22 protein-coding genes and 1 tRNA gene are annotated in these 23356 nt (G+C 54.4%); 7 read left to right on the forward strand and 16 right to left on the reverse strand.

The annotated features are described in order from the left end of the window. Window positions 1–5 precede the first annotated feature (5 nt). Together H3V04_RS06040 and H3V04_RS06045 are read left to right on the forward strand one after the other, a co-directional pair. Window positions 6–512 (forward strand): GtrA family protein, encoded by a 507-nt coding sequence (locus H3V04_RS06040; protein ID WP_198179455.1) that lies wholly within the window; start codon window positions 6–8, stop codon window positions 510–512. Window positions 513–620: 108 nt separating this feature from the next. Further along, a complete protein-coding gene (locus H3V04_RS06045) occupies window positions 621–968 on the forward strand; it encodes a phenylpyruvate tautomerase MIF-related protein (RefSeq protein ID WP_045934997.1) in 348 nt (115 codons plus the stop codon). A 118-nt stretch (window positions 969–1086) separates the two neighbouring features. Here H3V04_RS06045 and rplI read toward each other — a convergent pair whose 3' ends face one another. The 10 genes from rplI to H3V04_RS06095 all read right to left on the reverse strand — a co-directional run bounded on the left by rplI (window position 1087) and on the right by H3V04_RS06095 (window position 9219). Then, window positions 1087–1536 (reverse strand): 50S ribosomal protein L9, encoded by a 450-nt coding sequence (rplI, locus tag H3V04_RS06050; protein WP_029677659.1) that lies wholly within the window; start codon window positions 1534–1536, stop codon window positions 1087–1089. A gap of 14 nt (window positions 1537–1550) precedes the next feature. Beyond that, the gene (rpsR, locus tag H3V04_RS06055) at window positions 1551–1799 is read right to left on the reverse strand and encodes a 30S ribosomal protein S18 (RefSeq protein WP_015021310.1); all 249 of its coding nucleotides are present in this window, start codon (window positions 1797–1799) and stop codon (window positions 1551–1553) included. A gap of 36 nt (window positions 1800–1835) precedes the next feature. Further along, window positions 1836–2453, reverse strand: coding sequence for a single-stranded DNA-binding protein (locus H3V04_RS06060; RefSeq protein ID WP_029677658.1), 618 nt, complete (start codon window positions 2451–2453; stop codon window positions 1836–1838). Between the two features lie 88 nt (window positions 2454–2541). After that, window positions 2542–2838 (reverse strand): 30S ribosomal protein S6, encoded by a 297-nt coding sequence (gene rpsF, locus H3V04_RS06065; protein WP_015021308.1) that lies wholly within the window; start codon window positions 2836–2838, stop codon window positions 2542–2544. Window positions 2839–2977: 139 nt separating this feature from the next. Beyond that, on the reverse strand, window positions 2978–4009 hold the full coding sequence (rfbB, locus tag H3V04_RS06070) for a dTDP-glucose 4,6-dehydratase (RefSeq protein WP_198183872.1): 1032 nt from the start codon (window positions 4007–4009) through the stop codon (window positions 2978–2980). A gap of 25 nt (window positions 4010–4034) precedes the next feature. Beyond that, the gene (locus tag H3V04_RS06075; protein ID WP_373564693.1) at window positions 4035–5075 is read right to left on the reverse strand and encodes a phosphorylcholine transferase LicD; all 1041 of its coding nucleotides are present in this window, start codon (window positions 5073–5075) and stop codon (window positions 4035–4037) included. A 100-nt stretch (window positions 5076–5175) separates the two neighbouring features. Next, window positions 5176–6306, reverse strand: coding sequence for an NAD(P)-dependent oxidoreductase (locus tag H3V04_RS06080; protein WP_198187564.1), 1131 nt, complete (start codon window positions 6304–6306; stop codon window positions 5176–5178). Further along, window positions 6306–7064 (reverse strand): 2-C-methyl-D-erythritol 4-phosphate cytidylyltransferase, encoded by a 759-nt coding sequence (locus tag H3V04_RS06085; RefSeq protein WP_198187565.1) that lies wholly within the window; start codon window positions 7062–7064, stop codon window positions 6306–6308. The genes H3V04_RS06080 and H3V04_RS06085 overlap by 1 nt, the downstream gene beginning before the upstream one ends. A gap of 38 nt (window positions 7065–7102) precedes the next feature. Continuing rightward, a complete protein-coding gene (locus tag H3V04_RS06090; RefSeq protein WP_198183632.1) occupies window positions 7103–8380 on the reverse strand; it encodes an ABC transporter ATP-binding protein in 1278 nt (425 codons plus the stop codon). Further along, a complete protein-coding gene (locus H3V04_RS06095; protein WP_045934991.1) occupies window positions 8380–9219 on the reverse strand; it encodes an ABC transporter permease in 840 nt (279 codons plus the stop codon). The genes H3V04_RS06090 and H3V04_RS06095 overlap by 1 nt, the downstream gene beginning before the upstream one ends. Before the next feature lie 157 nt (window positions 9220–9376). Between H3V04_RS06095 and H3V04_RS06100 the strand changes: the two genes are divergently transcribed. Next, entirely contained in the window at window positions 9377–9970 is a 594-nt protein-coding gene (locus H3V04_RS06100) for an acyltransferase family protein (protein WP_198183630.1), read from the forward strand. 537 nt (window positions 9971–10507) lie between these two features. Here H3V04_RS06100 and H3V04_RS06105 read toward each other — a convergent pair. The 3 genes from H3V04_RS06105 to H3V04_RS06115 are packed head-to-tail and all read right to left on the reverse strand — an operon-like array spanning window position 10508 to window position 15198. After that, complete coding sequence (locus tag H3V04_RS06105) at window positions 10508–12550, reverse strand: DUF6020 family protein (protein WP_198183627.1); 2043 nt, start codon at window positions 12548–12550, stop codon at window positions 10508–10510. An 18-nt stretch (window positions 12551–12568) separates the two neighbouring features. Continuing rightward, on the reverse strand, window positions 12569–13501 hold the full coding sequence (locus H3V04_RS06110; protein ID WP_232342603.1) for a glycosyltransferase family 2 protein: 933 nt from the start codon (window positions 13499–13501) through the stop codon (window positions 12569–12571). Further along, a complete protein-coding gene (locus H3V04_RS06115; RefSeq protein WP_198183623.1) occupies window positions 13501–15198 on the reverse strand; it encodes a glycosyltransferase in 1698 nt (565 codons plus the stop codon). Before H3V04_RS06115 ends, H3V04_RS06110 begins: the two co-directional genes overlap by 1 nt. A gap of 118 nt (window positions 15199–15316) precedes the next feature. Between H3V04_RS06115 and H3V04_RS06120 the strand changes: the two genes are divergently transcribed. Beyond that, on the forward strand, window positions 15317–16294 hold the full coding sequence (locus tag H3V04_RS06120) for a glycosyltransferase family 2 protein (protein WP_198183621.1): 978 nt from the start codon (window positions 15317–15319) through the stop codon (window positions 16292–16294). A 38-nt stretch (window positions 16295–16332) separates the two neighbouring features. Here H3V04_RS06120 and H3V04_RS06125 read toward each other — a convergent pair whose 3' ends face one another. Next, window positions 16333–17034 carry a metal-dependent transcriptional regulator gene (locus H3V04_RS06125; protein WP_198183619.1) on the reverse strand — a complete coding sequence of 234 codons (702 nt, stop codon included), beginning with the start codon at window positions 17032–17034 and terminating at the stop codon, window positions 16333–16335. Window positions 17035–17210: 176 nt separating this feature from the next. Here H3V04_RS06125 and H3V04_RS06130 point away from each other — a divergent pair, with 176 nt between their 5' ends. The 3 genes from H3V04_RS06130 to H3V04_RS06140 all read left to right on the forward strand — a co-directional run bounded on the left by H3V04_RS06130 (window position 17211) and on the right by H3V04_RS06140 (window position 20631). Next, entirely contained in the window at window positions 17211–18653 is a 1443-nt protein-coding gene (locus tag H3V04_RS06130; protein ID WP_232342605.1) for an Nramp family divalent metal transporter, read from the forward strand. Window positions 18654–18974: 321 nt separating this feature from the next. Continuing rightward, window positions 18975–20417: a catalase gene (locus H3V04_RS06135; protein ID WP_198183617.1), complete on the forward strand. Its 1443-nt coding sequence runs from the start codon at window positions 18975–18977 to the stop codon at window positions 20415–20417. 126 nt (window positions 20418–20543) lie between these two features. Next, window positions 20544–20631: transfer RNA gene (locus tag H3V04_RS06140), tRNA-Ser, on the forward strand. A gap of 606 nt (window positions 20632–21237) precedes the next feature. On the opposite strand, the gene H3V04_RS06145 is transcribed toward H3V04_RS06140, so the two are convergent. After that, window positions 21238–22671 carry an MDR family MFS transporter gene (locus tag H3V04_RS06145; protein ID WP_198176891.1) on the reverse strand — a complete coding sequence of 478 codons (1434 nt, stop codon included), beginning with the start codon at window positions 22669–22671 and terminating at the stop codon, window positions 21238–21240. 63 nt (window positions 22672–22734) lie between these two features. After that, window positions 22735–23184: a MarR family winged helix-turn-helix transcriptional regulator gene (locus H3V04_RS06150; protein WP_198183615.1), complete on the reverse strand. Its 450-nt coding sequence runs from the start codon at window positions 23182–23184 to the stop codon at window positions 22735–22737. Window positions 23185–23356: the final 172 nt, after the last annotated feature.

Raw genomic sequence — 23356 nt, forward strand, 5'->3', positions numbered from 1 at the left:
CTACCGTGCGTAGATTAATCGGACAGCTGCTCAAGTTCGGCATCGTGGGCATCATCGCCTTCCTGATCGACATCGGCATCATGAACCTGCTGATCATGGGGCCGCACCTGAACAATGTCCTGGCAGGAGCCATCTCCTTCCTGATCTCCCTGGTTTTCAACTATCTGGCCAGCATGCGTTACGTCTTCAAGCATCGGGAGGACATGGCCCGGTGGATGGAGATGGCGGTCTTCCTGGTTTCCTCGGTCATCGGCCTGGGAATCAACGAGGTGATCCTATGGATGGGCACCGCCATGCTGCCCCCGGATGCCATCACCACCATGCACGCCCGCTACCTGCTCTACGCCAACATCGCCAAGATCACAGCCACCGTGGTGGTGGCCATCTGGAACTTCCTGATCCGCAAGTGGCTGCTGGACGCACCAGCCCCCGGCAAGCCGGTCAACCCGCATTCGGTTGCCCACCGTTTGGGTGCCTGGTCCCTAAGTCATCGCCCCTTCGGCTGGCGCTGAACCAGCCCGTCCAGTCGAGGCTACTATGGGACGGGAATAGTCAGCCATCCGCCGGGCGTACCGAATCATCCTGATCGGTCATGCCGGATGGACCGGAAAGGAAGCACCATGCCCGTTATCCACACTCACGTAAGCACACCCCTTACTGCCGAACAGCGCGAGCGGATCAAGACCGCCTACGGCAAGGCCATCACCGCTGTCCCTGGCAAGTCCGAAGGCTGGCTCATGTGTCCCTTCGAGTCGGACATGCCCATCTACTTCGGTGGTGATGACAGCAAGCCCGCAGCCTATGTGGAAGTCAACGTCTTCGGCAGCGACGTCCCCAAGTCCGCCTGGGAAAGCCTGACCAAGACCATCATGGACACGCTGGAATCTGAACTGTCCATCCCTAAGGACCGCACCTATATTCGCTACACGGCCACTACTGACTGGGGTTGGAACGGCGGAAACTTCTAAGCGAGCAATCCCCAAGGACACAAAGGAGGCCTTCCCGCGCATATATTCGCTGCGGGAAGGCCTCCTGCTTAAGCCCAGATCCTTATTTCAAAGAATCCTCATGGAATAGGTCGTATTGCTACTCGGCGACGACCTTGACCGTGAAAGCGGCCGAGATCTCGGGGTGCAGGGCTACGGTGGCCGGGAACTCGCCAGTGGTCTTGATGGTCTCCACGGAGATGGCGCGGGGATCCACGTCAGCCAGGGGGCGAAGGGCCTGGGCGATGGCATCGCTGGAGATGCCACCGAAGAGTTTGCCCGAATCGGACACCTTGGCTGCGATCTCGACGGTCTGCCCATCAATGGCGGTCTTGGCGGCCACGGCATCCTCACGGGTGGCCATGGACTTGGCCCGACGGGCCCGCTGCAGGGACTCGATCTGCGCAGCTGCGCCCTTGGACCAGGCGAAAGCCAGTCCCTGGGGAATCAGGAAGTTGCGCGCATAGCCGGGCTTGACTGCGACGACGTCGCCCTTGTGACCCAGATCGGTCACGGTATCGGTCAGAATAACCTTGGTTTCCTTTGCCATAATCCTGACCTCCCTCAGCGACCGTTGGTGGCGTAGGGCAGCAGGGCCATCTCACGGGCGTTCTTGATCGCCTTGGAGATCTCGCGCTGCTCCTGGACGGTGACGCCGGTGATGCGGCGGGAACGGATCTTGCCGCGGTCAGAGATGAACTTGCGCAGCAGAGCCACGTCCTTGTAATCAATGGTATGAATCTTGGCAGCCCTCAGAGGATTCGGCTTCTTCTTGAAGGGCTTGACCGGCGGTTGCGGCCTTTTACGTGACATTGGTACTCCTTAAATGAATGATGACGCTATGAAACTTCAGAATTCGGGTTCGTCCCCGGAACCACCGAACTCACCGGTGGACCCGAAGGATCCGAAGGAATCGCCGGACCCGGTCGATGACCAGGGATCCTGAGCAGGGGCCTGCTGGCTCTGCGCTGGCTGCTGACGACCCATGGGGGCTGATGCCGCGCCGGCGCCGCCCTGGTAGGAAGCCCCGCCCTGGTATCCGCCGTTGTTGGAGCCGGCGAAACCACCACGGGACCCTCCGCCACCAGTGTTGGCATTCCTGGTGACCTGGGCGGTGTTCCGTGTCAGTGCGGGTCCAATCTCGTCCAGACGCAGCTCCACGACCGTGCGGTTGTTGCCCTCACGATCCTGATAGGAGCGCTGCACCAGACGACCCTGAGCGATAACCCTCATGCCCTTGGTCAGGCTGGCCTGAATGTTGGAGGCCATGGGACTGTAAGTGGAATCCCAGGCCGAGCAACGCATGAAGAGCGAATCGCCGTCCTCCCACTGCCCCGAGTTCCTGTTGAACTGCCTGGGCGTGGACGCGATGGTCAGGTTGGCCACCGTACCTCCGTTGGAGGTCGTACGCACCTCCGGATCCGCAGTGAGATTACCCACCACGGTGATGTATGTATCTCCCGCCATGTCACGACCTTTCCTCGGAATGAGGACTTGGGAATGGGCCTGCTGGGGCGAATGTCAGCCGACGCTTCGATGTCCTTTTACTGTTTGCTTACTTGTCATCCTTGCGAAGAATCTTGGTGCGGATGACGGACTCGTTCAGGTTGAGCACACGATCGAGCTCAGCGCTGGCGGAAGGCTCGCAGGTGTACTCGACCACCACGTAGTTGCCTTCCTTATGCTTGTCGATCTCGTAGGCCAGCTTGCGACGGCCCCAGACATCGATGTTGTCGACGGAGCCGCCTTCCTTGGTGACCACCTCGAGATACTGGTCGGTCAGCTTCTTCAGCGAGCGCTCATCCATGGCCGGATCGGCAATGAACATCAATTCATACTTATGCGCAGACATCACCCACCTCCTTTGGACTTACAGGTCACGGACCTTCCGTGACAGGAGGGTGTATTGCACGCCAATCGTGGCTGAACGATCCTCTGGCCACGACGGGAACCCGACTAGTTTACATCCAAGGGTGGTACAGCCACAAATATCAGTGTCCCTGCTCCCGATAGCGAGCCTCGACTGCCTGCTTATCACCTGCCCACCACTTGCGGTGACGACGATACCAATCGATCGTCTCTGCCAGACCCTGCTCGAAGTCCCGGTGCAGAGGCCGCCAACCGAGGTCCCGTCGTATCTTTCCGGCATCGATGGCATATCTACGATCTCCTCCAGGCCGATCTGCCACCAAGTCGAATTCATCGGGTCCGCGCCCCATGAGGCGCAGGATCATCCTGAGCACCTCCATGTTGCTCAACTCGCCATCCGCGCCGATGAGGTAGGTTGATCCAGGCGCTCCATGAACCAGGATGCTCCAGATGGCCCGGCAGTCATCCTCCACGTGGATCCAATCCCGGACCGCACGTCCTTGGCCATAGATTCGTGGACGAATTCCGGACAGGATGTTGGTGATCTGCCGAGGAATGAATTTTTCAATGTGCTGATAGGGACCGTAGTTGTTGGAGCAATTGGAGATGGTCACGCGGGTCCCATAGGTGCGCCACCAGGCTCGCGCTAAATGGTCCGCCCCTGCCTTGGTGGCCGAATACGGACTCGAGGGCCGGTAAGAGCTGGCCTCGGTGAAACGGCGCGGATCATCGAAGCCGAGATCGCCGAAAACCTCATCAGTGGACACCTGATGGAAGCGAAGGCCATGGCGACGGGCCGCCTCCAGCAGAACATAGGTGCCATAGAGATTGGTCCTGATGAAGGGCGCTGGATTCTGGATGGAGTTGTCGTTGTGCGACTCAGCCGCAAAATGGACGATGGCATCGACATGAAACCGGCGAATGGCCTGTTCCACAGATTCCGCGTCGCAGATATCGGCATGGACCATATCGATCCGATCGGGAATAAGGCCATGGAGGTTATCGATCTTGGCTGCATAGGTGAGCAGATCGTAAACCACGATGTGCGTGTCGGGATGGTGGGCCAGCACATAACGCACAAAATTCGTGCCGATGAACCCGGCTCCCCCCGTCACCATCAGGCATGAGGGCCCCGATGACTCATGGCCTTCCATGCTGCCCGAACGAAGCCCGAAAGCCTCACTTCCGTTCTTCATCGCCAGGAGTCCGTTCCTCATCTTCTGACAGCATTCTACGCATGGCTCGTACCGATTCCGGCGAGGCAATGTACTCATCTGCGACATGCTCATGGGAATGCATGTCGCGCGGCAGAGCCATGTAATCGCCATAGGCCTTACTCAGGTACTCACGATAGTTGCTGGGCACTGGAACGGAGATCCCGCGGAAGGGCAGAGTCGTCGAACCGGTCCAGTCACCGGTCAAGTAGGGACCGGATTGGCGCACCTCGTCAATGTTTTCAATGCCTCTGATCAATCCTGTAGCGCCATCAGCCGTGGGCAGGATGGATATGCGAGTCGCCAGTTCTTCCAGGTGTGCCTGCAGGTCGGATTCCAAGGCGGGGATCAGAGGATCTGCGCCGGAAATATAAATATCCCGGCTCCAGGAGGAACTCTGGTATTGTTTGCGGATTCCCTGGGCAAACTGTATACGTTCCTGCGTGCAGACCTGCCATGCATCTTCCGGATCGCCAGATACCCAATCCAGGGGGAAAAGATCAACAAAACAGGGGTTGGCCTCATCTATAGACCGGAATCTGATCTGCTTGCAAGGCACGTACCAGTCCCAGACGACCGTGACACGGAAACGTCCATCCTCGTGCACGGCTTTTTCCAACCTGCTCAACTGTTCGCGAGTGATGTAGACGTCAATATCGTCATCCCAGGGGATGAAATCCTGCTGACGGAAGGCGCCCAGCACTGTGCCGCCGGTACCCCAATAGGATATCTCATGATCCCGGCAAAACTGATCAAAGAGTTCGAACAGCCTTGCCTCCGCATCCTGGAAGAGCGCATGGATGCCTTCGGCCTTGGGCAACCCTCTAAAGAATCTGAGTTGTGCCTGCTCAGTCGTCTCATGATCTCCCCGGAACAATTGCCAGTACATGACGCTATTCGAATCATGGACGTATTCCAAGGTTTCATTTAGCGCACGGCATTGCTTCTCCAGGCGATCGAGACTCTCCTGAGCCTTATCCAGGGCCTTCCGTTGATCATCAATCACCTGAAGGAGTTGGGCGTATCTGGCATCATCCTGCGCCCGGAAGCCTCGCAAAGACCGTGAGGAGATGGGCAGGCGCCCCTTGATGCCGGCGATCAGACGGCTATTCATTGTCCATGCCTTTCCCTGCGACATTGCCGGTCTGCCATGTTGACGGCCGCATGCCAAAATACCGGCCGGTGCGTTCCAGTCCTTGCGCCAGTCCGACCTCTGCCTCAAATCCCAGAGCCCGTATTTTGGAAGTATCAAGAATATTGTCCTCCGGAGGAGAGAAGCGCGCAAGCTCATCCTGATCAGGCTGTTCATACCGCACCAGACCGCCCGGACGTCCAAAAAGCTGGGTCAATTTCTGGGCCACCCCGGCAATGGTGACTTCCTCCCCGCCATTGGCGATGTTGTATGTCGAATCCTGGCCGCGCAAAAGAAGCAGCATGATGCCATAAACCGCGTCTTTGATATAGCAGTAGCTACGTCGCTGCAGACCCGTGCTGTGCATTTCGATGTCCCTGCCCTCTTGAAGCATCCGCAGAAAAAGCGTAATGATCTTGGGATCGTCCAGCCGGTCACCCGGGCCATACAGGTAGGCCATACGTGCCACAGTCACAGGAAGGCCCAGCTGCAGACGTGCCCCTGCGCAAAGGTTTTCAGCGGCTAGCTTGCTGATTGGGTAGCAGTTGCGGACCACTGCCGGGTCAAAGCTTCCCCTGTCCCCCTCCTTGAGGATCTCCTCCTGGCTATGACCTCCATAGGCTTCGACGCTGGACAGATAAACCACTCGGAAGGGCTTGGTGTCCAGATCCGCCAGATATTGCAGAATCTGCTCAGTCCCAACCACGTTGGTCATCATGGTCCCCATGGGATCGGATTGGTAGGCCACCGGGTCGGCATTGCTGGCGGCGTGGATGCAATACTCTATCAGACCTTCATTTTGCAGCGAGAGGGGGGCGCGAAGATCCTGTTCCACGACCTGCAGCCATGAGTCCTCCCAGTCGTCGCCCAAAACATCTCGCAGACGTTTCCGACTCCTGACCACAGCAAGAACATCGATATGCAGGCCATGGCGACGACGCAAAGCAGCTATCAGATGCAGAATGAAGGAACCCACAAAGCCTGTTCCGCCGGTAATCAGTATCCTGCAGCCATCCAGCTCCCGCCACAAGTCCGGATGGGCGTCGGCCAGACCATTCACATCCTGTTGCAGAATGTCTGCATCGACTCGTCCTCTCCCTGTCATCAGGACATTCCCTTGGCATCGAGATAGGCCTCGAAGAGCGCCACATCCTCGGGACTGGTGAGCTTGAAGTTGGAATTGTCACCGGCTACCGCATGAACCACATGACCAGTCTCGATCAGCAGCGTGCAGGTAGCTACCGAATCATGAATACCCATATCATCAGCCTGGCGATGGATTAGTGAAAGATCGCGCAAACGCAGGCTCTGTGGGGTCTGGGTGCGCATGACGTGAGAACGCTCAACCACCCTGCTGCTGGACTCGCCGTCATCGGTATGAAGCAAAGCCTCGGTTGCCGGCACTACAGTGACGGCATTGCCGTATTTCTCCACACCTGCGATGTTGGCGTTGATCACTTCTTCAGTCAGCAAGGGGCGAACACCGTCATGGATCAGAATGATGTCCTCAGGCGAATACTGTTTCTCAAGATAACGCAGACCGCAACGAATGGATTCGAAACCGCTGGCACCTCCAGGTAAAACAGCTCGGACCTTGGTCAGCCCACAATCTTTGACATACTGCTCAACGATTCCTGTCCACTCGGGCAGGGATACGACAATGATGTCCTTGACGGCCACTGCTCGTTGAAAAGCCTCCAGGGTATAGACCAGTACCGGCTTGTTCCGAACTACCAGAAACTGCTTGGGCACCGGTCCGCGCATACGGGCGCCAACCCCACCGGCCAATACCAGGGCGACGACCCTGACGGTGGGCTCATCCGGGGAATCCATACTCCTCTTTCCCCAACTCTCGTGACTCATATTCCGATTCTATCGAAAGTGCTGCGGGTATAGACAGGTCAGAGTGATTCCTCGCCCAAAAGACTGATCTGCAGCCCACGGTCGCTCAACAAGGCGTACTCCCTGTTTCGCTTGTCTCTGATGGCAAAGACACAGGAGTTCTCGTCATTGGTGAAGGCAATCATTTTGGTGGGGGCATTTTTGTCCGCTTGCGCGGCATCCCGCACTCGCAGGGATACGACGAGACGAAATTCGCCATTGTTGAAAATGTTCAAGGGCACCGAACAATGCACCACCTGATGCCCACAGGCTTTTAGACGGATGGCATCGGAACCTGTGTCATAGGCTATGCCGCCGCGTCGAGTGTCGTGCATGGCGATGGCCATATAGAGATTGTCATACTCAGCGCAGTCGTATTCCACGTCAAAACGGAAAGTATCCGAGCTCTTGCAGACCGAGGATGATATCGGATAGGCGCGCAGGAGGGGTACCTGGGCGCTGAGACCGGTCGGATATTCGTCCCCTTGCTTCTTGCCATCGGATTGCTTGTCGGGGGCCTTGAGATTCTCCAAGGTGTACCGGTTGGCGACATCATCCTTGTCGCCATTAATCACCACATGGCCGTCCTTGATCAGAATCGCCCGGTCGCAGTACTTCTTCACGGCACCCATGTCATGGGTGACGAGGATGACCGTCTTGTTGGGATCCTTCTTGACCTCGGTGAAGTAATCATCGCACTTGCGTTGGAAGGCCTCATCGCCGACAGCCAGTACCTCGTCCAGGATCAGTATGTCGCCTTGGGCCTTGATGGCCACGGAAAAAGCCAGGCGCACCTGCATGCCGCTGGAGTAGTTCTTCAGCTTCTGATCCATGAACTCGCCCAGTTCAGCGAAGTCCACGATGTCATCGTACATGGCATCGACCTCGCTGCGGGTGAATCCCAGTAGGGCTCCGTTCAAGTAGACGTTCTCACGGCCTGTCAGCTCCGGGTTGAAGCCGACGCCCAATTCGATAAAAGGCACCAGCTTGCCCGTATAGGAGATGCGACCGCGTTCAGGATAGTAGATGCCCGAAATCAGCTTGAGCAGGGTTGATTTGCCGCTACCGTTGCGTCCAACGATGCCGAAAAAGTCACCCCGATGCACCTGGAAGGACACATCCTGCAGCACCTGCTGCTCCTTGTATCCCTTGATTCCTCGTGTCCAGTTGATAAAGGCCTGCTTGAGTCCTGTGGCTTGTTCGGTAGGCAGACGAAAGACCTTATCCACATGCTCCACAGACAGGACCACGGGCCGATCGTCTTTTTTCTGACGGATTGGTTCCCCAGCCTTGCTCATCACATCACCTCGGCGAATTTGTGATTGTACTTGCGGAATACGCATACACCCAGCACCACCATGATCACAGTGAGCAGGATAGGGATCATGGTCACGAAGGGATTGCTGATCTGATTCCATACCGTGGGGGTGGTTTCCGGAGCGATGAATGAATGCCGGATATCCTGGATGGACTGCGCTATAGGGTTGAGCAGAAGCAGCTTGGCAACGACGGGACCCCACCAATGATGGATTCCCGATACCGCCGTCAGAGGATAGATGACAGGGATGGAATAGAAAATCACCTGCTGCAACACATCCCAGATATGCGAGACGTCACGGAAGTAGACGTACATGGTAGCCATGATCAGCGTGAAGCCCAAGGCCAGAATATACAGCTGGAATACGCTGATGGGCAGCAACAGGACTCTCCAAGTGAAATGCACCCGGCAGAAGATGGCAAAGATGAGAACCACGATCAGGTTGATACCGTAGCTGATCAGCGCCCCCATGGTAGCAGATACAACCACGATGTAATTGGGGAAATGCACCTTACGCAGGAGGTCGCCACGATCCACAATGGAACGCAGGCCTATGGAAGTTGACTCGTTGAAGAACTGCCAGGAGCTTATGCCCAAAAGCAACACGACGGGATAGGTCGGCGTGCCATCGGTCATCCTGAGGAATTTGGCGAAAACCAGATACATAACCACGAAGAGCATCAGCGGCTGCAGAACGGACCAGGCAACCCCAAGGAAGGATCCCTGATACCTGAGCTTGAAATCGGTCTTGACAAGCTCACGCAGGATAACCAATGAATAGTGGTATCGCTGGCGTAATCTATCTACGATGCTTCTCACAAGCGTACAGACTACCAAACAGCCGTGAAAGATATCCTTCCATCTCTGCATTCTCACAAATAACAACGGGTTGTTGATACTTTACAGCCACTGCTTCAGGTAGGCCCAGGCATTGTCCTTTGACGTATTCATGTCATCTCGATGGGAGATCAGAGTGATGTCTCAACCGGAGAAGGCAACAGGCCAATCAGCTCGCAGCCTCAATATCGAACTCCTACGCATATTGGCAATGCTGATGGTCGTCTATTGTCATATGATCATCCACGTTGATTTCACTAACGGGGTCTCGCGCATCGTATTGCCCATGTACCCAGGCTGGAAATCTGCGATCAGCTTCACTATTGTGCAATACGGCCAGGTTGGCGTTTCAATCTTCTTTATGATCTCAGGATACTTCCTCGTTAAGAAACAGTTTTCGTGGAGACGAATTTTCTCGACCTGGTTCCAGATGTTTCTCTATGCAGTTTTATGCTTAGTGATTGCAATTGTTGCCAAGCAATTCCGACCTCTGCCGTTCGGCACCAACGAGCTGCTATCTGGTTCCCAGACCCTGGATACAGTCCTCTGGAGTTTGTGCCCATTTTTGTACAACAGCTACTGGTTCATAGATGCGTACATTCTCATGCTGCTTCTTAGCCTATTTATCAATACTGTATATGCGCACATGTCCCAGAAGCAGATTCTTGCGCTGATCGCTCTTCTTATGTTCATCGGTACCTGGCCCTTATTTTTCGGCAGAGCAAATCATTGAAACAACATAGCATATGCCATTCTCGGATATATCATCGGCGCTTGTATCCGGACCTACCACGATTCATTGCAGGGCATATCAAATGGTGCGCTGGCCATCTGCACAGTCTGATGCACAGCACTCATGCTGGGGTTCAATCATTCTGTCTTGTCAGAATCCTACTGGGCACAGAGACTGACATGGACGGCACAAATCCATCAAGGCCTGCAAATACTGCCTATATGCATTGCTTTTTGCCTTTTCGTGGCAGTTTGTCGGCTACCACAGCTCCACCTCCCACACATATGGAGCAATTTCCTACTGCAGGTATCAGCAGGGACCTTCGGCGTCTACCTCCTGCATGAGAACACATTCGGTTTCCGATTCATCTGGGGCACTGTCGCTTCGTGGCTACCAAGCATATCCAGCAAGACTGGTTTCGTTTTAACTTATATAGTTACTGGACTACTCATCTTTGCATTTCTTGACATAATTGCTATGCTGATCGACCGATGGCTTATCTATCCGTTGCGTAATCTCATCATTAGTAAAGTTGAGCTATTCCAATGAACGACTAGATAAGCTAAATTCAGCGTGCTTCGCAGGGGTCGTTTGGCTACATTTTCCCTTGTTGCTATTGACTATGACGAACGGTATAGCGATTGTCAATACAAAACAGAAAAGAAAGCTAAGTGTATACCGAACCTGGTGAGTGGGTACAAACAATAGGCTGCACCAATTGACAAAGGTCGGAATCAAATAATATAGGTTTCTATAACGCTTAACCGCTACCGTAAGTCCAAGTGCAAGCAAAGGTACCCAAAGCACATACAAAGCCTCGGCGCCCAGGAAAGAGAACGGCGGAATTTTATTCAGTGCATTCTTCAAGGGGACCGCAATCTTTTCCTGAGTGTAACTAGGTTTGCATTCAGGATAACCTCTAAATATTTTTAATCCTCCTGCTTCCCACCAGCCGCAACGCACAGGTCCAGTGCGGTAGTACGTTTCACCATAGAAGAACGGTTCCAACAAGTATGGCGCTGCAGTAATATAATCCTTTGGATAACGGAAAAATAGTCGAATCCATGTCTTAACAAATTTTAATCTGTCTTTTGAGCTCGAGTCAACCTTATATCCATAATGCTTAGCATTATCAGCCGAGCTGGCCTTCCAATTTGGTTTTATACGGTCAATATCCAGAACTTTGTCTATTGCCTTCAGATCCGACTTGGTTAATTCATCTCGATGCAATATTGCCACTTTTGACAGCTGTTGTATAGGAACAGAAAGTGCCTCCTGAGGCCCTCCAGGTGCTATATCAAGTGCAGGAAGAACAGCCACTGGCACAAGTACAATCACCAAAGCAGCTGGAATCAACACAGAAATCAATAAAGCAACAATCCGCTTTCTAAGGAAAATCAACAACAAGAGAAGCGATAAGGTCGTAATGTATATGCTGGTTTTTTTCGTGAGTCCGGAAAGCACACCAAGAATGATGAGACACGTCACCAGTTTCCAACCAACAGCGCAGCCCTTATTACACCGGTATATAACTTCGAAAAAGGCCACCATCCATAGCAGAAAGATTGGAACCCATGTGGAGTCTTTCAGTACGGTACTTGTATTCATAGGAAAGACCGGCAACGCTGCTGCTAAGCACCAGCATGCACTAATATAGGGGTCAGTAAAACTCGTCCGCTTCCTGACCCAAATTAACGATGCCACAATAGAAAATGCAGCAACACAACTTTGTAATATTATGAGAATTTGAAATCCTAGGATCTCATTTCCAAGCAAAAGTCCTAGTTTATCAAATATTGCGTATAGGTACCCATCTACAAATGGATGGTGATCTTGCCCTACGAATCCTGGCAACTCGACCATCGTCATAGGATCCCAGACATGGCCGGTACGGAATTGAACTAACTGCAATACAGTATCGATATCAATAATCGCAGGTCCTTGAATTATCAGCATGGGCATCCAGCAAAGGACCATAGCCATAGTCGCCAAAGCCGTATGACCAAATGAGCCATCAAAAAGCTGTGCCCATTTTTCCAAGATACCATGACGCTTCAGAGAAGAATCGGTCTTTGTGTTCGTGCGACCATACTCATTAATGTTGGTTGTTTTCTCCATCAACCAGCAGATTCCTACAGTGAGCGCGAGACTAATTATCGATAATTGAATAATAAATACTGCCCAAAAGATTGGCTCATGCCACCTCGGGACCCCACCCACATAATTTGGGTAGCTGTCGATAGACGCATTAGAATTTTTCATCAAGCGAGGTATAACGATTGAAAGTGCCATAAAGAAAGCAACAATCGCTGAAATTACTCGACTCGGCGTTCTAGCATCTTCAAATTTAGGATAAAGCCTGTAGAATAATACTCCAACTCCCAAAGCAAGGATTGCAGAACCCACCGGACCGACCTGAGCAATGGAATCCAAACCCTTGTCTGCCAAGTTGGAGAAATTATCAAATACTCCAGAATCTAGGTTTCTGAATAATAAAGATTGGGCACCAAGGATCCCGACGAGCGCTGACAGAAAATAGCGCGATTTGTCTACAGATGATTGCTTTTTTCTTTTAGCCATTCAGCACCTCACAACCACTTATAGTTGCGGATAATCGATTGATGGGTTAAATCTCATAGCTTCAATCATCTTGCAGTACATCTGCCGACGCAGTTTCTTATCGACTCCACCGGACCGCATGGCATACCAAACCTGGGCGCAAAAAAGCAGATAATGAGCCAGGCTCTTATGATGCAATCTATAGGATCCCTGATTGCGGATGCCGTAGGCGAACTTCCAGGCATTCTTCTCGTTTATCATCGAGAAATTAACCCCCTTATTCTCACCCATATCGTGCACAACTACGCTATCGAGAACCTGGACTCCGGGACAGTCTCCGGAAATTCGAAGAGTGTACTCGGCATCGTCAAACCAGATGAAGTACTCCTTGTATGGCAGACCATATGCTTCCATGACCCAGCGTGGAATGAGTACAGACACGAAAGATGCCTGATTAATCAGCACCAGATCCCTGAGCCCCATGGCCCGCAACCTGCCCCAATCCCAGGTAGGCACAGGATTGTTCATTTCTGAAATGGTTCCGTCGATGTACTTGATCAGAGAGCAGGCAAAGGGAATATCAGGACTCAGGGCCTTGGTGGCTTGCTCATAACCTCCGATCAATTTTTCCAAGGCATCCGGCTTAGGATATCCGTCATCATCAAAGATCCACACGTAGTCAACGCCCATTCGGTAGCCCTCGCGCATGCCAGCAGAGAAGCCGCCGGCTCCGCCGACATTCTTGGGCAGGGTCACAATGCGAAGCTCCACCTTCCCTTCCAAGGGGAATACGCCCTTATATTCATGCAGGTAATCCGCAGTCCCATCAGTCGAAGCGTTGTCGACGATGATCAGAGCCTCGGGCAGAAAGGTCTGAGACTCCAGGGAGGCCAGAACCTTCTTCAGCTTTTCCAGACGGTTGAAGGTGACAACGACAGCGGCCACATTCCTCCGGTTATCTACAGCATTCATCACTGCGCCCATTCTCCCAACATCCGGGTGAAGAAGGAGTCGGCCGATTCCTTCCTTGAAAACTCTTGAAGCCGTTCCAGCTCCACGGTCCACAACCGCCTGCGATCCTCTTCATGACCATCCATCCTCAGCAAGGAACGGACCGATTGGCGGACCAGCCCCAGCGATTCTCGAGGCAGCAGCCCCTGGGCAGGAACCAGCGTCGATTGGGAACCGACATCAGCGCTCAACACCGGCATGCCCCGACTGATAGCCTCGATGGTCGTAAGAGTGATGCCCTCATTGATCGAGGTAATCAACAGAGCGTCCGCCCAATCATATGTTGCAGAAACCGGCTGAGAGACATCACGACGTTCCACTACATGACCCAAGCCATATTTCGCAAGGAGTTTGCGTACCTCCAAGTCCATATCGCCGCTGCCATGCATGATAAAGCGAAAACGACCCGGGAAACGACGCTCCATCTCCTTGGCGACATTGATAAATGCCTCCGGGCGCTTCTGCCTGGTCATCCTTCCTACAAAGGCGACATGGAACACATCCTGCTGTACCCGGTCCTTGTACTGTGGATTCATCTGATTGGCAGTCAGACCAACCAAGGGCGCCATAACCACCTTTTTTGCCGCTATGCCATGACGATTTACCAGCCAATCCTGCAGTTGGGGTGAAATGACATGGTGTAGATCGATGTAAGGGTCACGGCTCACGCTCTGGTTGGGATAGCCACCACGGTCGTGGTATTCAAGAATGTGCAGGGAGTCGATAATGAACGTATGCGGGTAATATCGCTTGATCCACCAGAGCCGGTCGTACATCCACTGATTGTGATGAATCATGACACCACGAATGTTGTACTGCTCAAATAGAGCCCTGAGCAGGGGCACGTCGCCGATGCCCTCCTGCGCAGGAAAGGTCAGATTGATGACGAGGGCATCATCCAAGTCCTTGCTGACAATCCATGGCTGATGACTGTCATTGTTGGTGATGACGATGGGCAATAGCCCCGCTTTTCGAGCCAGAGCGACTGTTTCCATGGCCCAACGCTCGGCTCCCCCGGGCTGCAGCCAATGCATGGCAATAATGACAGCTTTGGAAGCCGAAGAGTCCGGTTGCTCAGGTTCGATTGAACTGCCTGGATGATGCACAGCCCCACGAGCGAACAGGTCGCTGGTCGAATCGGGACGATAAGTCTCAATAGCCTGGTATCCCGCTTTCTCGCGCTTACGCCTGAGCAATTCACGTACTTGATCGAACAGAAGTGGAAAATGCAGCTCACAGTAGTTATAAATTTGGTTGCGCATAGGTAACCGAGAAGACAGACTCCTGGCCTTAACCGTCATGTCAGTGGCATCATCTGGTGTTAATAACACATAGCGTTCATTCCAGTCGACCAGCTGATGATGCAGGTCGAAATAGTGAGGCGTAAAAGCAGTCTTAGATTTAGATACAGACCGGGCTTTGAATTCGATCACAGGTTTAAGTCCGGCACCCTTGGTTAGAGAACCATTGAGAGTCGAGGTATCCGTCAAGCGGGGATACTGCCAGTCTTCACCCATATAGATCTTGTAGAGCAGTTCTCGACCAGGCTGCATCAACGAATGATAGTTGACAGTTGAAATAACCAATCGGCGTTGCCGTTCGCTCAAGCCACCAAGTTGCTTCCAGGCATCAGATCCAGTTTCAAATAGCTGCTGCATGAGGTCTATGCTAACCTGAGCGCGGTACGTGAATTGGGCATATCTCTGCTATTGCCCACAAATTTCATAATCCTATATCGACCTCAATCTGAGAATCCCTATATGTATAGTGTTAATCATGAAGCCTGCCTTGGAAGAAGCCACCATTGCCGTTCTCCTGCCCTGCTATAACGAGGAGCAGACGATAGGAAAAGTCGTTGACGATTTCCATAAAGCACTCCCAACGGCGACCATTTACGTTTATGACAATAACTCTACAGATAAAACAGCTTCCATAGCACAATCCAAGGGTGCAGTAGTCCGACCGGAACCGCGCCAAGGTAAGGGCAACGTCATACGAGCTATGTTCGAAGATATTGATGCCGACGTATATGTCATGGCCGATGGCGACGACACCTATCCAGCGGAAAGTGCTCCCGCCATGGTCGACAAAATCCTCGAGGGCTATGACATGGTGATAGGCGACAGACTGAGCTCCACCTACTTCCAAGAAAACAAAAGACCCTTCCACAACGTCGGTAACAGATTGGTTCGCTCGGCAATCAACGGCATCTTCCATGCGCAAATCAAGGATATTATGACGGGATACCGAGCTTTTTCGTTTACCTATGTTAAATGCTACCCGATCCTGTCCCATGGATTCGAAGTGGAAACAGAAATGACCATACACAGCCTGGACAGGAATCTACGGCTGTACGAAATGCCCGTTCAGTACCGCGATCGCCCTAAGGGCTCCCACAGCAAACTCAACACTGTGGGCGATGGGATTCGCGTACTTTCCACCATTTTTAGAATGATCAGGGAGTACAAACCTCTACCCTTCTTTGGAGGATGCGGACTGCTGATAGACCTGGTCGGTTTCGGTTTTCTCTTGTCGGTAATGATTGAGTTCTGGCACACCGGATCGGTCCCGCGTATTCCTACCCTTATCGGATCAGTCTTGTTGATCCTTGTCGGTCTGTTATCCATCATCGCCGGTATCGTTCTCGATGTTCTAGCGAAAAACGACAGAAGAGCCTACATTCATACTTCAAACTTATTTGCGTATCTTCACCGCCATCAGCGAGAGCACGAGACCAACCGCAGTGAACACTAATGCGATTCAATACGACAAATCGCCGAATAGCTTTCTGATCAGATAAAACTGACCTGAATCAGTGCCGCCTGTTCTTTAGACAGCACAAGAATGTCGCCCGAATCCGAGCCGGATCTGGATTGCATTTCCGTCGGGCTTACGGCTAATTCATCATCAGTCTGCTTACTTTTCACCCGCACCAGACTGCCAGGTCCTATGTGGTAACTGCTGAGTACACGAAGTATTTGTGAATCCTCGTCGCTGACTCGTTGCACCCTTACCGTCGTCCCTGCAGATACTTCCGAAAGAGGCCTTATGGTTGTAGGTATTGGCGGAAGGTCCCCCTCGGGTGAGGGTATGGCATCTCCATGCGGATCAGCTGTGGGGTGCCCCAGATACTCGTCGATGCGATCCACCATCTTGTCGGAGACGGCGTGCTCAAGGCTGTCCGCCTCCTCATGCACCTCATCCCAACCGTAACCGAGGACCTGCACCAGGAAGGTCTCCAGCAGCCTGTGGCGCCGGACCATGGTCACCGCGTAGCGACGACCGGTTTCAGTCAGCTCGACCTTGCCGTAAGGCCTGTGGGTGACCAGACCGGCATCGACCAGACGGCCCAGTGCACCCGAGACCGTCGACTGTTTCATACCCGTCCTGTCGGCCACCGCAGTGGGCTGGACAGGGCCCTTGTCCCATTCCTGAAGATCCCAGATGACCTTGAGATAATCCTGGGCGCTGGAGGACAGTTCGGCAATTCCCATGTTCCACAGTCTATAGCACAGCTCCACGGCACGACCCGCGAGCAACCCCTGCAGGCATATTTTGAGATTGTCGCAGATCACCTCTGGTATTCTTCATCGAGCGCCACTAGACTTCGAAGGGTCGAAGTCTATAGCCAGCCCCACGACCGCCACGGTCCAGAATCAAGGAAGGTGACATGCCGAACACTCAGACCCGACCCACCCCAGGGTCCACCAGTCCAGCCGGATCCGAAGTCAGGACTCCGCCGTCCAGTCGGCAGCACCAATCCCATCCCATCATTGAGACGGCCAATGGGCGCTCCCTGGAGGAGATCAACGCCACGGTCTCCGTACCCAACTCAACCTCCTCCTTCTGGAAGAACCTGGCAGCCTTCTCCGGCCCGGGCGCTCTGGTGGCAGTCGGTTACATGGACCCGGGCAACTGGATCACCTCCATCGGCGGCGGCGCCCAGTATGGCTACCTGCTCATGAGCGTCATCCTCATCTCCAGCCTGATCGCCATGATGCTGCAGTACATGTCGGCCAAGCTGGGAATCGTGACCGGTCTGGACCTCGCCCAGGCTACACGCCAGCACACCAGCCGCCGGCTCAGCTTCGCCCTCTGGATCTGCACGGAGCTGGCTGTGATGGCCACCGACATCGCCGAGGTGATCGGCGGAGCGATCGCCCTGAAGCTGCTCTTCGGCATTCCACTGATCCTGGGCGTGACGCTGACCGTGCTGGACGTGCTCATCCTCCTGCTGCTGACCAAGATCGGCTTCCGACGCATCGAGGCCATCGTGGCCACCCTGATTCTGGTCATCATGGCGGTATTCCTCTACGAGGTCTTCCTTGCCAGGCCCGACATGCCCGCGGTCTTCCGCGGCTTCATCCCTGACAAGGCCATCCTGGGCAACGGCCAGCTGACCATGGCTCTGGGCATCGTGGGCGCCACGGTCATGCCTCATAACCTCTATCTGCACTCATCCATCGTCCAGACCCGCGACTTCGACCGGAGCGACGACCGTCAGGTTGCCAACGCTGTCCGCTTCGCCACCTGGGATTCCAACATCCAGCTGTCCGCCGCCTTCGTGGTCAACTGCCTGCTGCTGATGCTGGGTGCGGCCATGTTCTTCGGACACGGCGAAGGGCTGGATACCTTCACCGCCCTCTACAACGCCCTTGGCGACAAGACCATCGCCGGTCCGGTCGCCTCCGGTCTGCTCTCCACCCTCTTCGCCGTAGCCCTGCTGGCCTCGGGCCAGAACTCGACCATCACCGGCACTCTGACTGGACAGATCGTCATGGAGGGCTTCATCCGCATGAGGATTCCTCTCTGGCTGCGCAGGCTGGTCACCCGTGTGATCTCCATCATCCCCGTGCTGATCTGCACCATCGCCTTCGGCGGCAAGGAGTCCGCCCTGGATAGTCTGCTGGTCTACTCCCAGGTCTTCCTGTGCGTGGCCCTGCCCATATCCATGATCCCCCTGGTCTGGTTCACCTCCTCCAAGAAGATCATGGGCAAGTACGCCAACCCTCGATGGATGGCCTTCCTGGCCTGGATTGTGGTGGCGGTCCTGACGGGGCTCAACCTCCAGCTGGTCATCCAGGATGTGGGAGAACTTATACAGCTGCTCTGAGCACAGGTGCTCTGATGAGAGCCGCCGCCATTTGCCGATTGAATAAGGCAGTGCCGGCGGCTCTCTTGTAATTCCGCCCGCAACAGACACGTCACTCTTCGTCGTCATGAGCATCTTGCTCGATTAGTGACATATCTGACTCTCGCTCAGCGCGCATATCCACCAACTCAATCCCCAGTCAGATACGGTGGAGAATAGCAGGATTTTATCAAGAGTCCTGCCATCAGCGACCGGACAGTCGACCAGGAGCTGGGTCGCAGACCTGGCTCGCATGGGACCGTCAATCGCGAAAATCATAGGTGTCAGAGGAATCGAGCAGACATGAACGACAAACTTACTACCAACGAAGGGCAGCCCTGGGCAGACAACAACCATAGCCAGACAGCGGGCACCCGGGGGCCCATCCTCATGCAGGACTACCAGCTCCTCGAAAAGCTGGCCCACTTCAACCGCGAGCGCATACCAGAGCGCGTAGTCCACGCCAAGGGAGCCGGAGCCAAGGGAACCTTCACCTTGACCAAGGACATGAGCGCCTACACCAAGGCCGACGTATTCAACGGAGCAGGCAAGACGACGCCCGTCCTGCTGCGCTTCTCCCAGGTGGCCGGCGAATCCGGCTATCCCGACACCCTGCGCGACGTGCGTGGCTTCGCCCTGCGCTTCTACACGCAGGAAGGCAACTACGACGTGGTGGGCAACAACACCCCCGTATTCTTCGTCAACGACCCCCTGAAGTTCCCCGACTTCATCCACTCGCAGAAGCGGGACCCGGCCACACACCTGCGCAGCCAGGAGATGCAGTGGGACTTCTGGTCCCACTCCCCCGAGTCTGTCCACCAGGTGACTTATCTGATGGGCGACAGGGGCAACCCGGCCAGCTACCGGAACATGAACGGCTACGGAAGCCACACCTTCAAGTGGGTCAATGCGAAGGGTGAACAGTTCTGGGTCAAGTACCACTTCCTGAGCGAGCAGGGCGTGAAGAACATGACCGACGAGACTGCTGCCAAGGTCGCCTCCGAGGACACGGACTTCCTCCTGCATGATCTTTACGATGCCATCGACAGGGGCGACTACCCCAAGTGGAAGGTCTGCGTGCAGATCCTGCCTTACCAGGAGGGACTGGACTACAAGGACGATATCTTCGACGTGACCAAGGTTGTCTCCAAGAAGGACTATCCGCGCATTGAGATAGGCGAGTTCGTGCTGGATACCAACCCGACCAACTACTTTGATGATGTGGAGGAAGCCGCCTTCTCCCCCGCCAACTTCGTTCCAGGCATCGAGCCCTCGCCCGACAAGCTGCTGCAGGGCCGCCTGTTCGGGTACAAGGATGCTGAGCGCTACCGTCTGGGCGCCAACTACGAACAGCTGCCCATCAACCGCCCGGTCAGCGAGGTCCACAACTACGAGCGGGACGGTTTCATGTCCCAGGGTCAGGATGGATCGGTCAACTACGAGCCCAACAGCAAGGGCGGCCCCGTGGAAGACAACGATGCCAAAATGCACAGCGATGCCGTCCAAGGGCAGACCGAATACTCCCGCCCCTATGACAAGGACTACTATTCCGCAGCCGGCCGTCTCTACAGGCTGATGAGCCCGGAAGAGAAGGACCGCCTGATCCAGACCATCAAGAACACCCTGGGATCCGTCGATGACCAGGAGATCCAGGTTCTCGAGACCAGGCAGTTCTACCAGGCTGACCCCGACTACGGCCAGCGCGTGGCCGAAGCTCTTGGCCTTTCCATGGATCAGATCAAGTAACACAGGAACAGGGCGGGAATTGTCGGCGACACGTCTGGACTGGCCTGCAATCCCCGCCCTGTGTTACTATTTCCTAGTTGCCTTGATCAGGGTCACGTAGGCTACGGCCCCGTTCATTGCAGCCTTGGAGGATTCGCCTAGTGGTCTATGGCGCACGCTTGGAAAGCGTGTTGGGTTCACGCCCTCACGAGTTCGAATCTCGTATCCTCCGCCAGCAGAGTCTTGGACAGTGACCCAAGACTCTTTTTGTATGCGCAATTTCGGCATCACCATCCTTTTCGCTGTCTATCCTGTTCCTTTCCACTTTGTCTGGTCTTAGCAGGTCGTTTACTATAGCGAGCTAGGCGGTCTTGTTACGATAAGGCGCCTGATCACCTAAGTACTTGGCAAGACAGGGATGTCTGGAGACGACAAGACGCTGCGAGCAGAGCGAGACAAAGAAAGTTCAAGGCCATGCCGTTGAAGACTTACGGCAAATGCGAGAGAGGATACGCTCAGCCCCGTCACCAGCTACAAGTTGGCACACATAGATCTTTGCGACGGGTGATCTTACTTAAGCGAATCACCGGTCGCTTCCTGGACAGGCTGATAGGCGCCTCTTCTGGTCTGAGCGCTGAGTGCATCCACAGCAGACTGAAGGTTATACGATCTGCAAATGTAATGATCGGCATCATATCAATTTCCATTTCGTACATCTAAATAAGCGTCATACCTTTTTAAGTATCAAATTATGACCGATGCCTGTATCCCTGCTCGTTGGCATCATGAGCCAATCGATGTCAGCAACGGTCCCTGCTTTGAAAGCGAAAAGACACCTTTCTTACTCAGTCGCAGTTCTATTCGGTTTAAGGAAGAAAGAGCTGCATAGACCGATTAGGGCTACGAGCATAAGGAAGATGAAGGCCCATTGGTAGCCCTGGTCGAGTGCCTGGGCTGACGTGGCTCCGCTGAGACTGCCGCGCTGAGTGCCGATGGTCACAATCATCATGGCTACGGCCGTACCCAGTGAACCGCCGACCTGGCGGACAGTCGAGGCAGCCGCGTTGCCATGGGCCGTGAGTTCTGTAGGCAGTGCGTTGATGCCCTCGGTGAAAGTAGTCATCATGACCAGCGCCACTCCTGCCAAGCGCAGAGCATAACAGGAGGCGATCACGATAAGACTGGTAGTGGTGCCGAACCATATCATCGGCAAGGTTCCGGTCAGCAGCACCGCGTATCCCAAAAGGGCGATTCTCCTCGCCCCGATTCTTTGGTAGATCAGACCAGAAAGTGGGTTGAATACGCCCATGACAATGGCTCCCGGCAGCATGACCAGACCAGAGGTGAGCGCGCTTGACCCGCGCGTATTCTGCAAGTACAGGGGAAGCACCAGCTCCACCCCGACCATGGCAATGTTGCTCAGGGTGCTCAGCAGACTGGTCAGGTTGAAGGTGGCATTCATGAAAACACGCAAATTCACCAGCGGAGACTTCAGATGCAGCTGACGCCGACAGAACAGGATTACTACCAGCACACCAGCCAGTAGCAATCCCAGGTCAAGCACTGACGCACCGCCCGCGTCCCCAATGGCCGACAGGGCGTACAGAATGAGCCCGAAGCCCAGGCAGGAATAAACTACGGAAGGCACGTCCAGCCGAGTTCTCACCTGGTGGTTGACCGTATAGACCAGGAAGAACGAGGCCACCAGAATCGCGGCGCTCAAGACAGCAAGCAGCACAAACAAGGCCCTCCAGGACCAGTGCTCCAAAACAAACCCCGAGAGCGTGGGGCCAACCGTCGGACCCAAGGCCACCACCAGGCCCACCATGCCCAGGGCCACACCGCGCCTATCCGGCGGGAAAAGCAGCAGCACCACATTCTGAATGAAAGGCATCAGCGATCCGGCGGCTATGGCCTGGATGATTCTGCCCGCCAACAGCAGCGGGAAATGCCCTTCGGAAAAGACACAGACCAGGGAGCCAGTCAGGAAAATAGCCATCATGGCCATGAAGGTGTGCTTGGACCGGAAGTTGGAAAACACCCAAGCCGATACGGGTATCATCAGCCCCACCACCAGCAGATAGGAGGTGCTCAGCCACTGAGCAGTGGATTGGGACACATGGAATTCCGCCATAATGGTGGGCAGAGCATTGTTAAGGAAGGTCTCCGCCATCAAGGCCAGGAAAGCCCCTGCCAAAAGCGTGCCCATCATCGCGGTGCGACTTCCCTCAGCCCCGCCTTGGCTGCCTTCCCTCTTGCGGCCATCCTTATTCATACCGCATCCTCTCCGTCCTTCACCGGCTCGGGCCGAAGCCTGCGTGATCCAACTAAAAGCAGATCAGGATTCCATGTTTCTAATGATTCGTTCCAGGTAGCCGACCAGCTGTTTACTCTCCTGCTCATCGAACCCTTTCAAGGCAAGCTTGCCCGTGGTCTCTAATACATGCCGGATCTCGACCTGGTGGGCGTCAAGCTCGCTCCGCGCCTGCCCGGTGAGCTTAAGAACCATCTGACGTCGGTCATCACTCTGCGGCTTTGCCGTCAGCCATCCTGCCTTGACCAGCCGTTTGACAACTCCCCGAACCGTAGGATGGCTCAAACGGAACCTGTCGCCCACCGTCTTCTGCGTCACCTCCAGGCCCTCATGCTCATACAGGTAATAGACCATGACAAATTGGGGACCAGTCAGATTGGGAAAGATGCTCCGCACACACTCATTCATGTGCTTTTCCAGCAGGGTGTTGGCTATTTTGACCAGTCCCTCTGGCCGCTTCTCCGAGAGCTCCAAAAGATACCGCCTCCCTAAAATGTAGCATGCTACATTATTGACAAAGAAGGCCCAGCTGTCAAATCAAAGAAATACAGAAACCCATCCAACAACTTCCGTAATACGAGGGGAGGGGGGCTCGAGCAAAAGAAGAGCCTTAGCTCAGCCTTTCCGACCGGTGGGCATGCTGGTT

Source organism: Bifidobacterium sp. M0353, assembly GCF_016100645.1.
Lineage (GTDB): Bacteria > Actinomycetota > Actinomycetes > Actinomycetales > Bifidobacteriaceae > Bombiscardovia > Bombiscardovia choladohabitans.

Coding starts and splice junctions, on each gene's coding strand:
- H3V04_RS06045 (WP_045934997.1), top strand. CDS start 621: ATGCCCGTTATCCACACTCACGTAAGCACACCCCTTACTGCCGAACAG.
- rplI (WP_029677659.1), bottom strand. CDS start 1,536: ATGGCAAAGGAAACCAAGGTTATTCTGACCGATACCGTGACCGATCTG.
- rpsR (WP_015021310.1), bottom strand. CDS start 1,799: ATGTCACGTAAAAGGCCGCAACCGCCGGTCAAGCCCTTCAAGAAGAAG.
- H3V04_RS06060 (WP_029677658.1), bottom strand. CDS start 2,453: ATGGCGGGAGATACATACATCACCGTGGTGGGTAATCTCACTGCGGAT.
- rpsF (WP_015021308.1), bottom strand. CDS start 2,838: ATGTCTGCGCATAAGTATGAATTGATGTTCATTGCCGATCCGGCCATG.
- rfbB (WP_198183872.1), bottom strand. CDS start 4,009: ATGGAAGGCCATGAGTCATCGGGGCCCTCATGCCTGATGGTGACGGGG.
- H3V04_RS06080 (WP_198187564.1), bottom strand. CDS start 6,306: ATGACAGGGAGAGGACGAGTCGATGCAGACATTCTGCAACAGGATGTG.
- H3V04_RS06085 (WP_198187565.1), bottom strand. CDS start 7,064: ATGAGTCACGAGAGTTGGGGAAAGAGGAGTATGGATTCCCCGGATGAG.
- H3V04_RS06090 (WP_198183632.1), bottom strand. CDS start 8,380: ATGAGCAAGGCTGGGGAACCAATCCGTCAGAAAAAAGACGATCGGCCC.
- H3V04_RS06100 (WP_198183630.1), top strand. CDS start 9,377: ATGTCTCAACCGGAGAAGGCAACAGGCCAATCAGCTCGCAGCCTCAAT.
- H3V04_RS06105 (WP_198183627.1), bottom strand. CDS start 12,550: ATGGCTAAAAGAAAAAAGCAATCATCTGTAGACAAATCGCGCTATTTT.
- H3V04_RS06110 (WP_232342603.1), bottom strand. CDS start 13,501: ATGAATGCTGTAGATAACCGGAGGAATGTGGCCGCTGTCGTTGTCACC.
- H3V04_RS06115 (WP_198183623.1), bottom strand. CDS start 15,198: ATGCAGCAGCTATTTGAAACTGGATCTGATGCCTGGAAGCAACTTGGT.
- H3V04_RS06120 (WP_198183621.1), top strand. CDS start 15,317: ATGAAGCCTGCCTTGGAAGAAGCCACCATTGCCGTTCTCCTGCCCTGC.
- H3V04_RS06125 (WP_198183619.1), bottom strand. CDS start 17,034: ATGGGAATTGCCGAACTGTCCTCCAGCGCCCAGGATTATCTCAAGGTC.
- H3V04_RS06130 (WP_232342605.1), top strand. CDS start 17,211: ATGCCGAACACTCAGACCCGACCCACCCCAGGGTCCACCAGTCCAGCC.
- H3V04_RS06135 (WP_198183617.1), top strand. CDS start 18,975: ATGAACGACAAACTTACTACCAACGAAGGGCAGCCCTGGGCAGACAAC.
- H3V04_RS06145 (WP_198176891.1), bottom strand. CDS start 22,671: ATGAATAAGGATGGCCGCAAGAGGGAAGGCAGCCAAGGCGGGGCTGAG.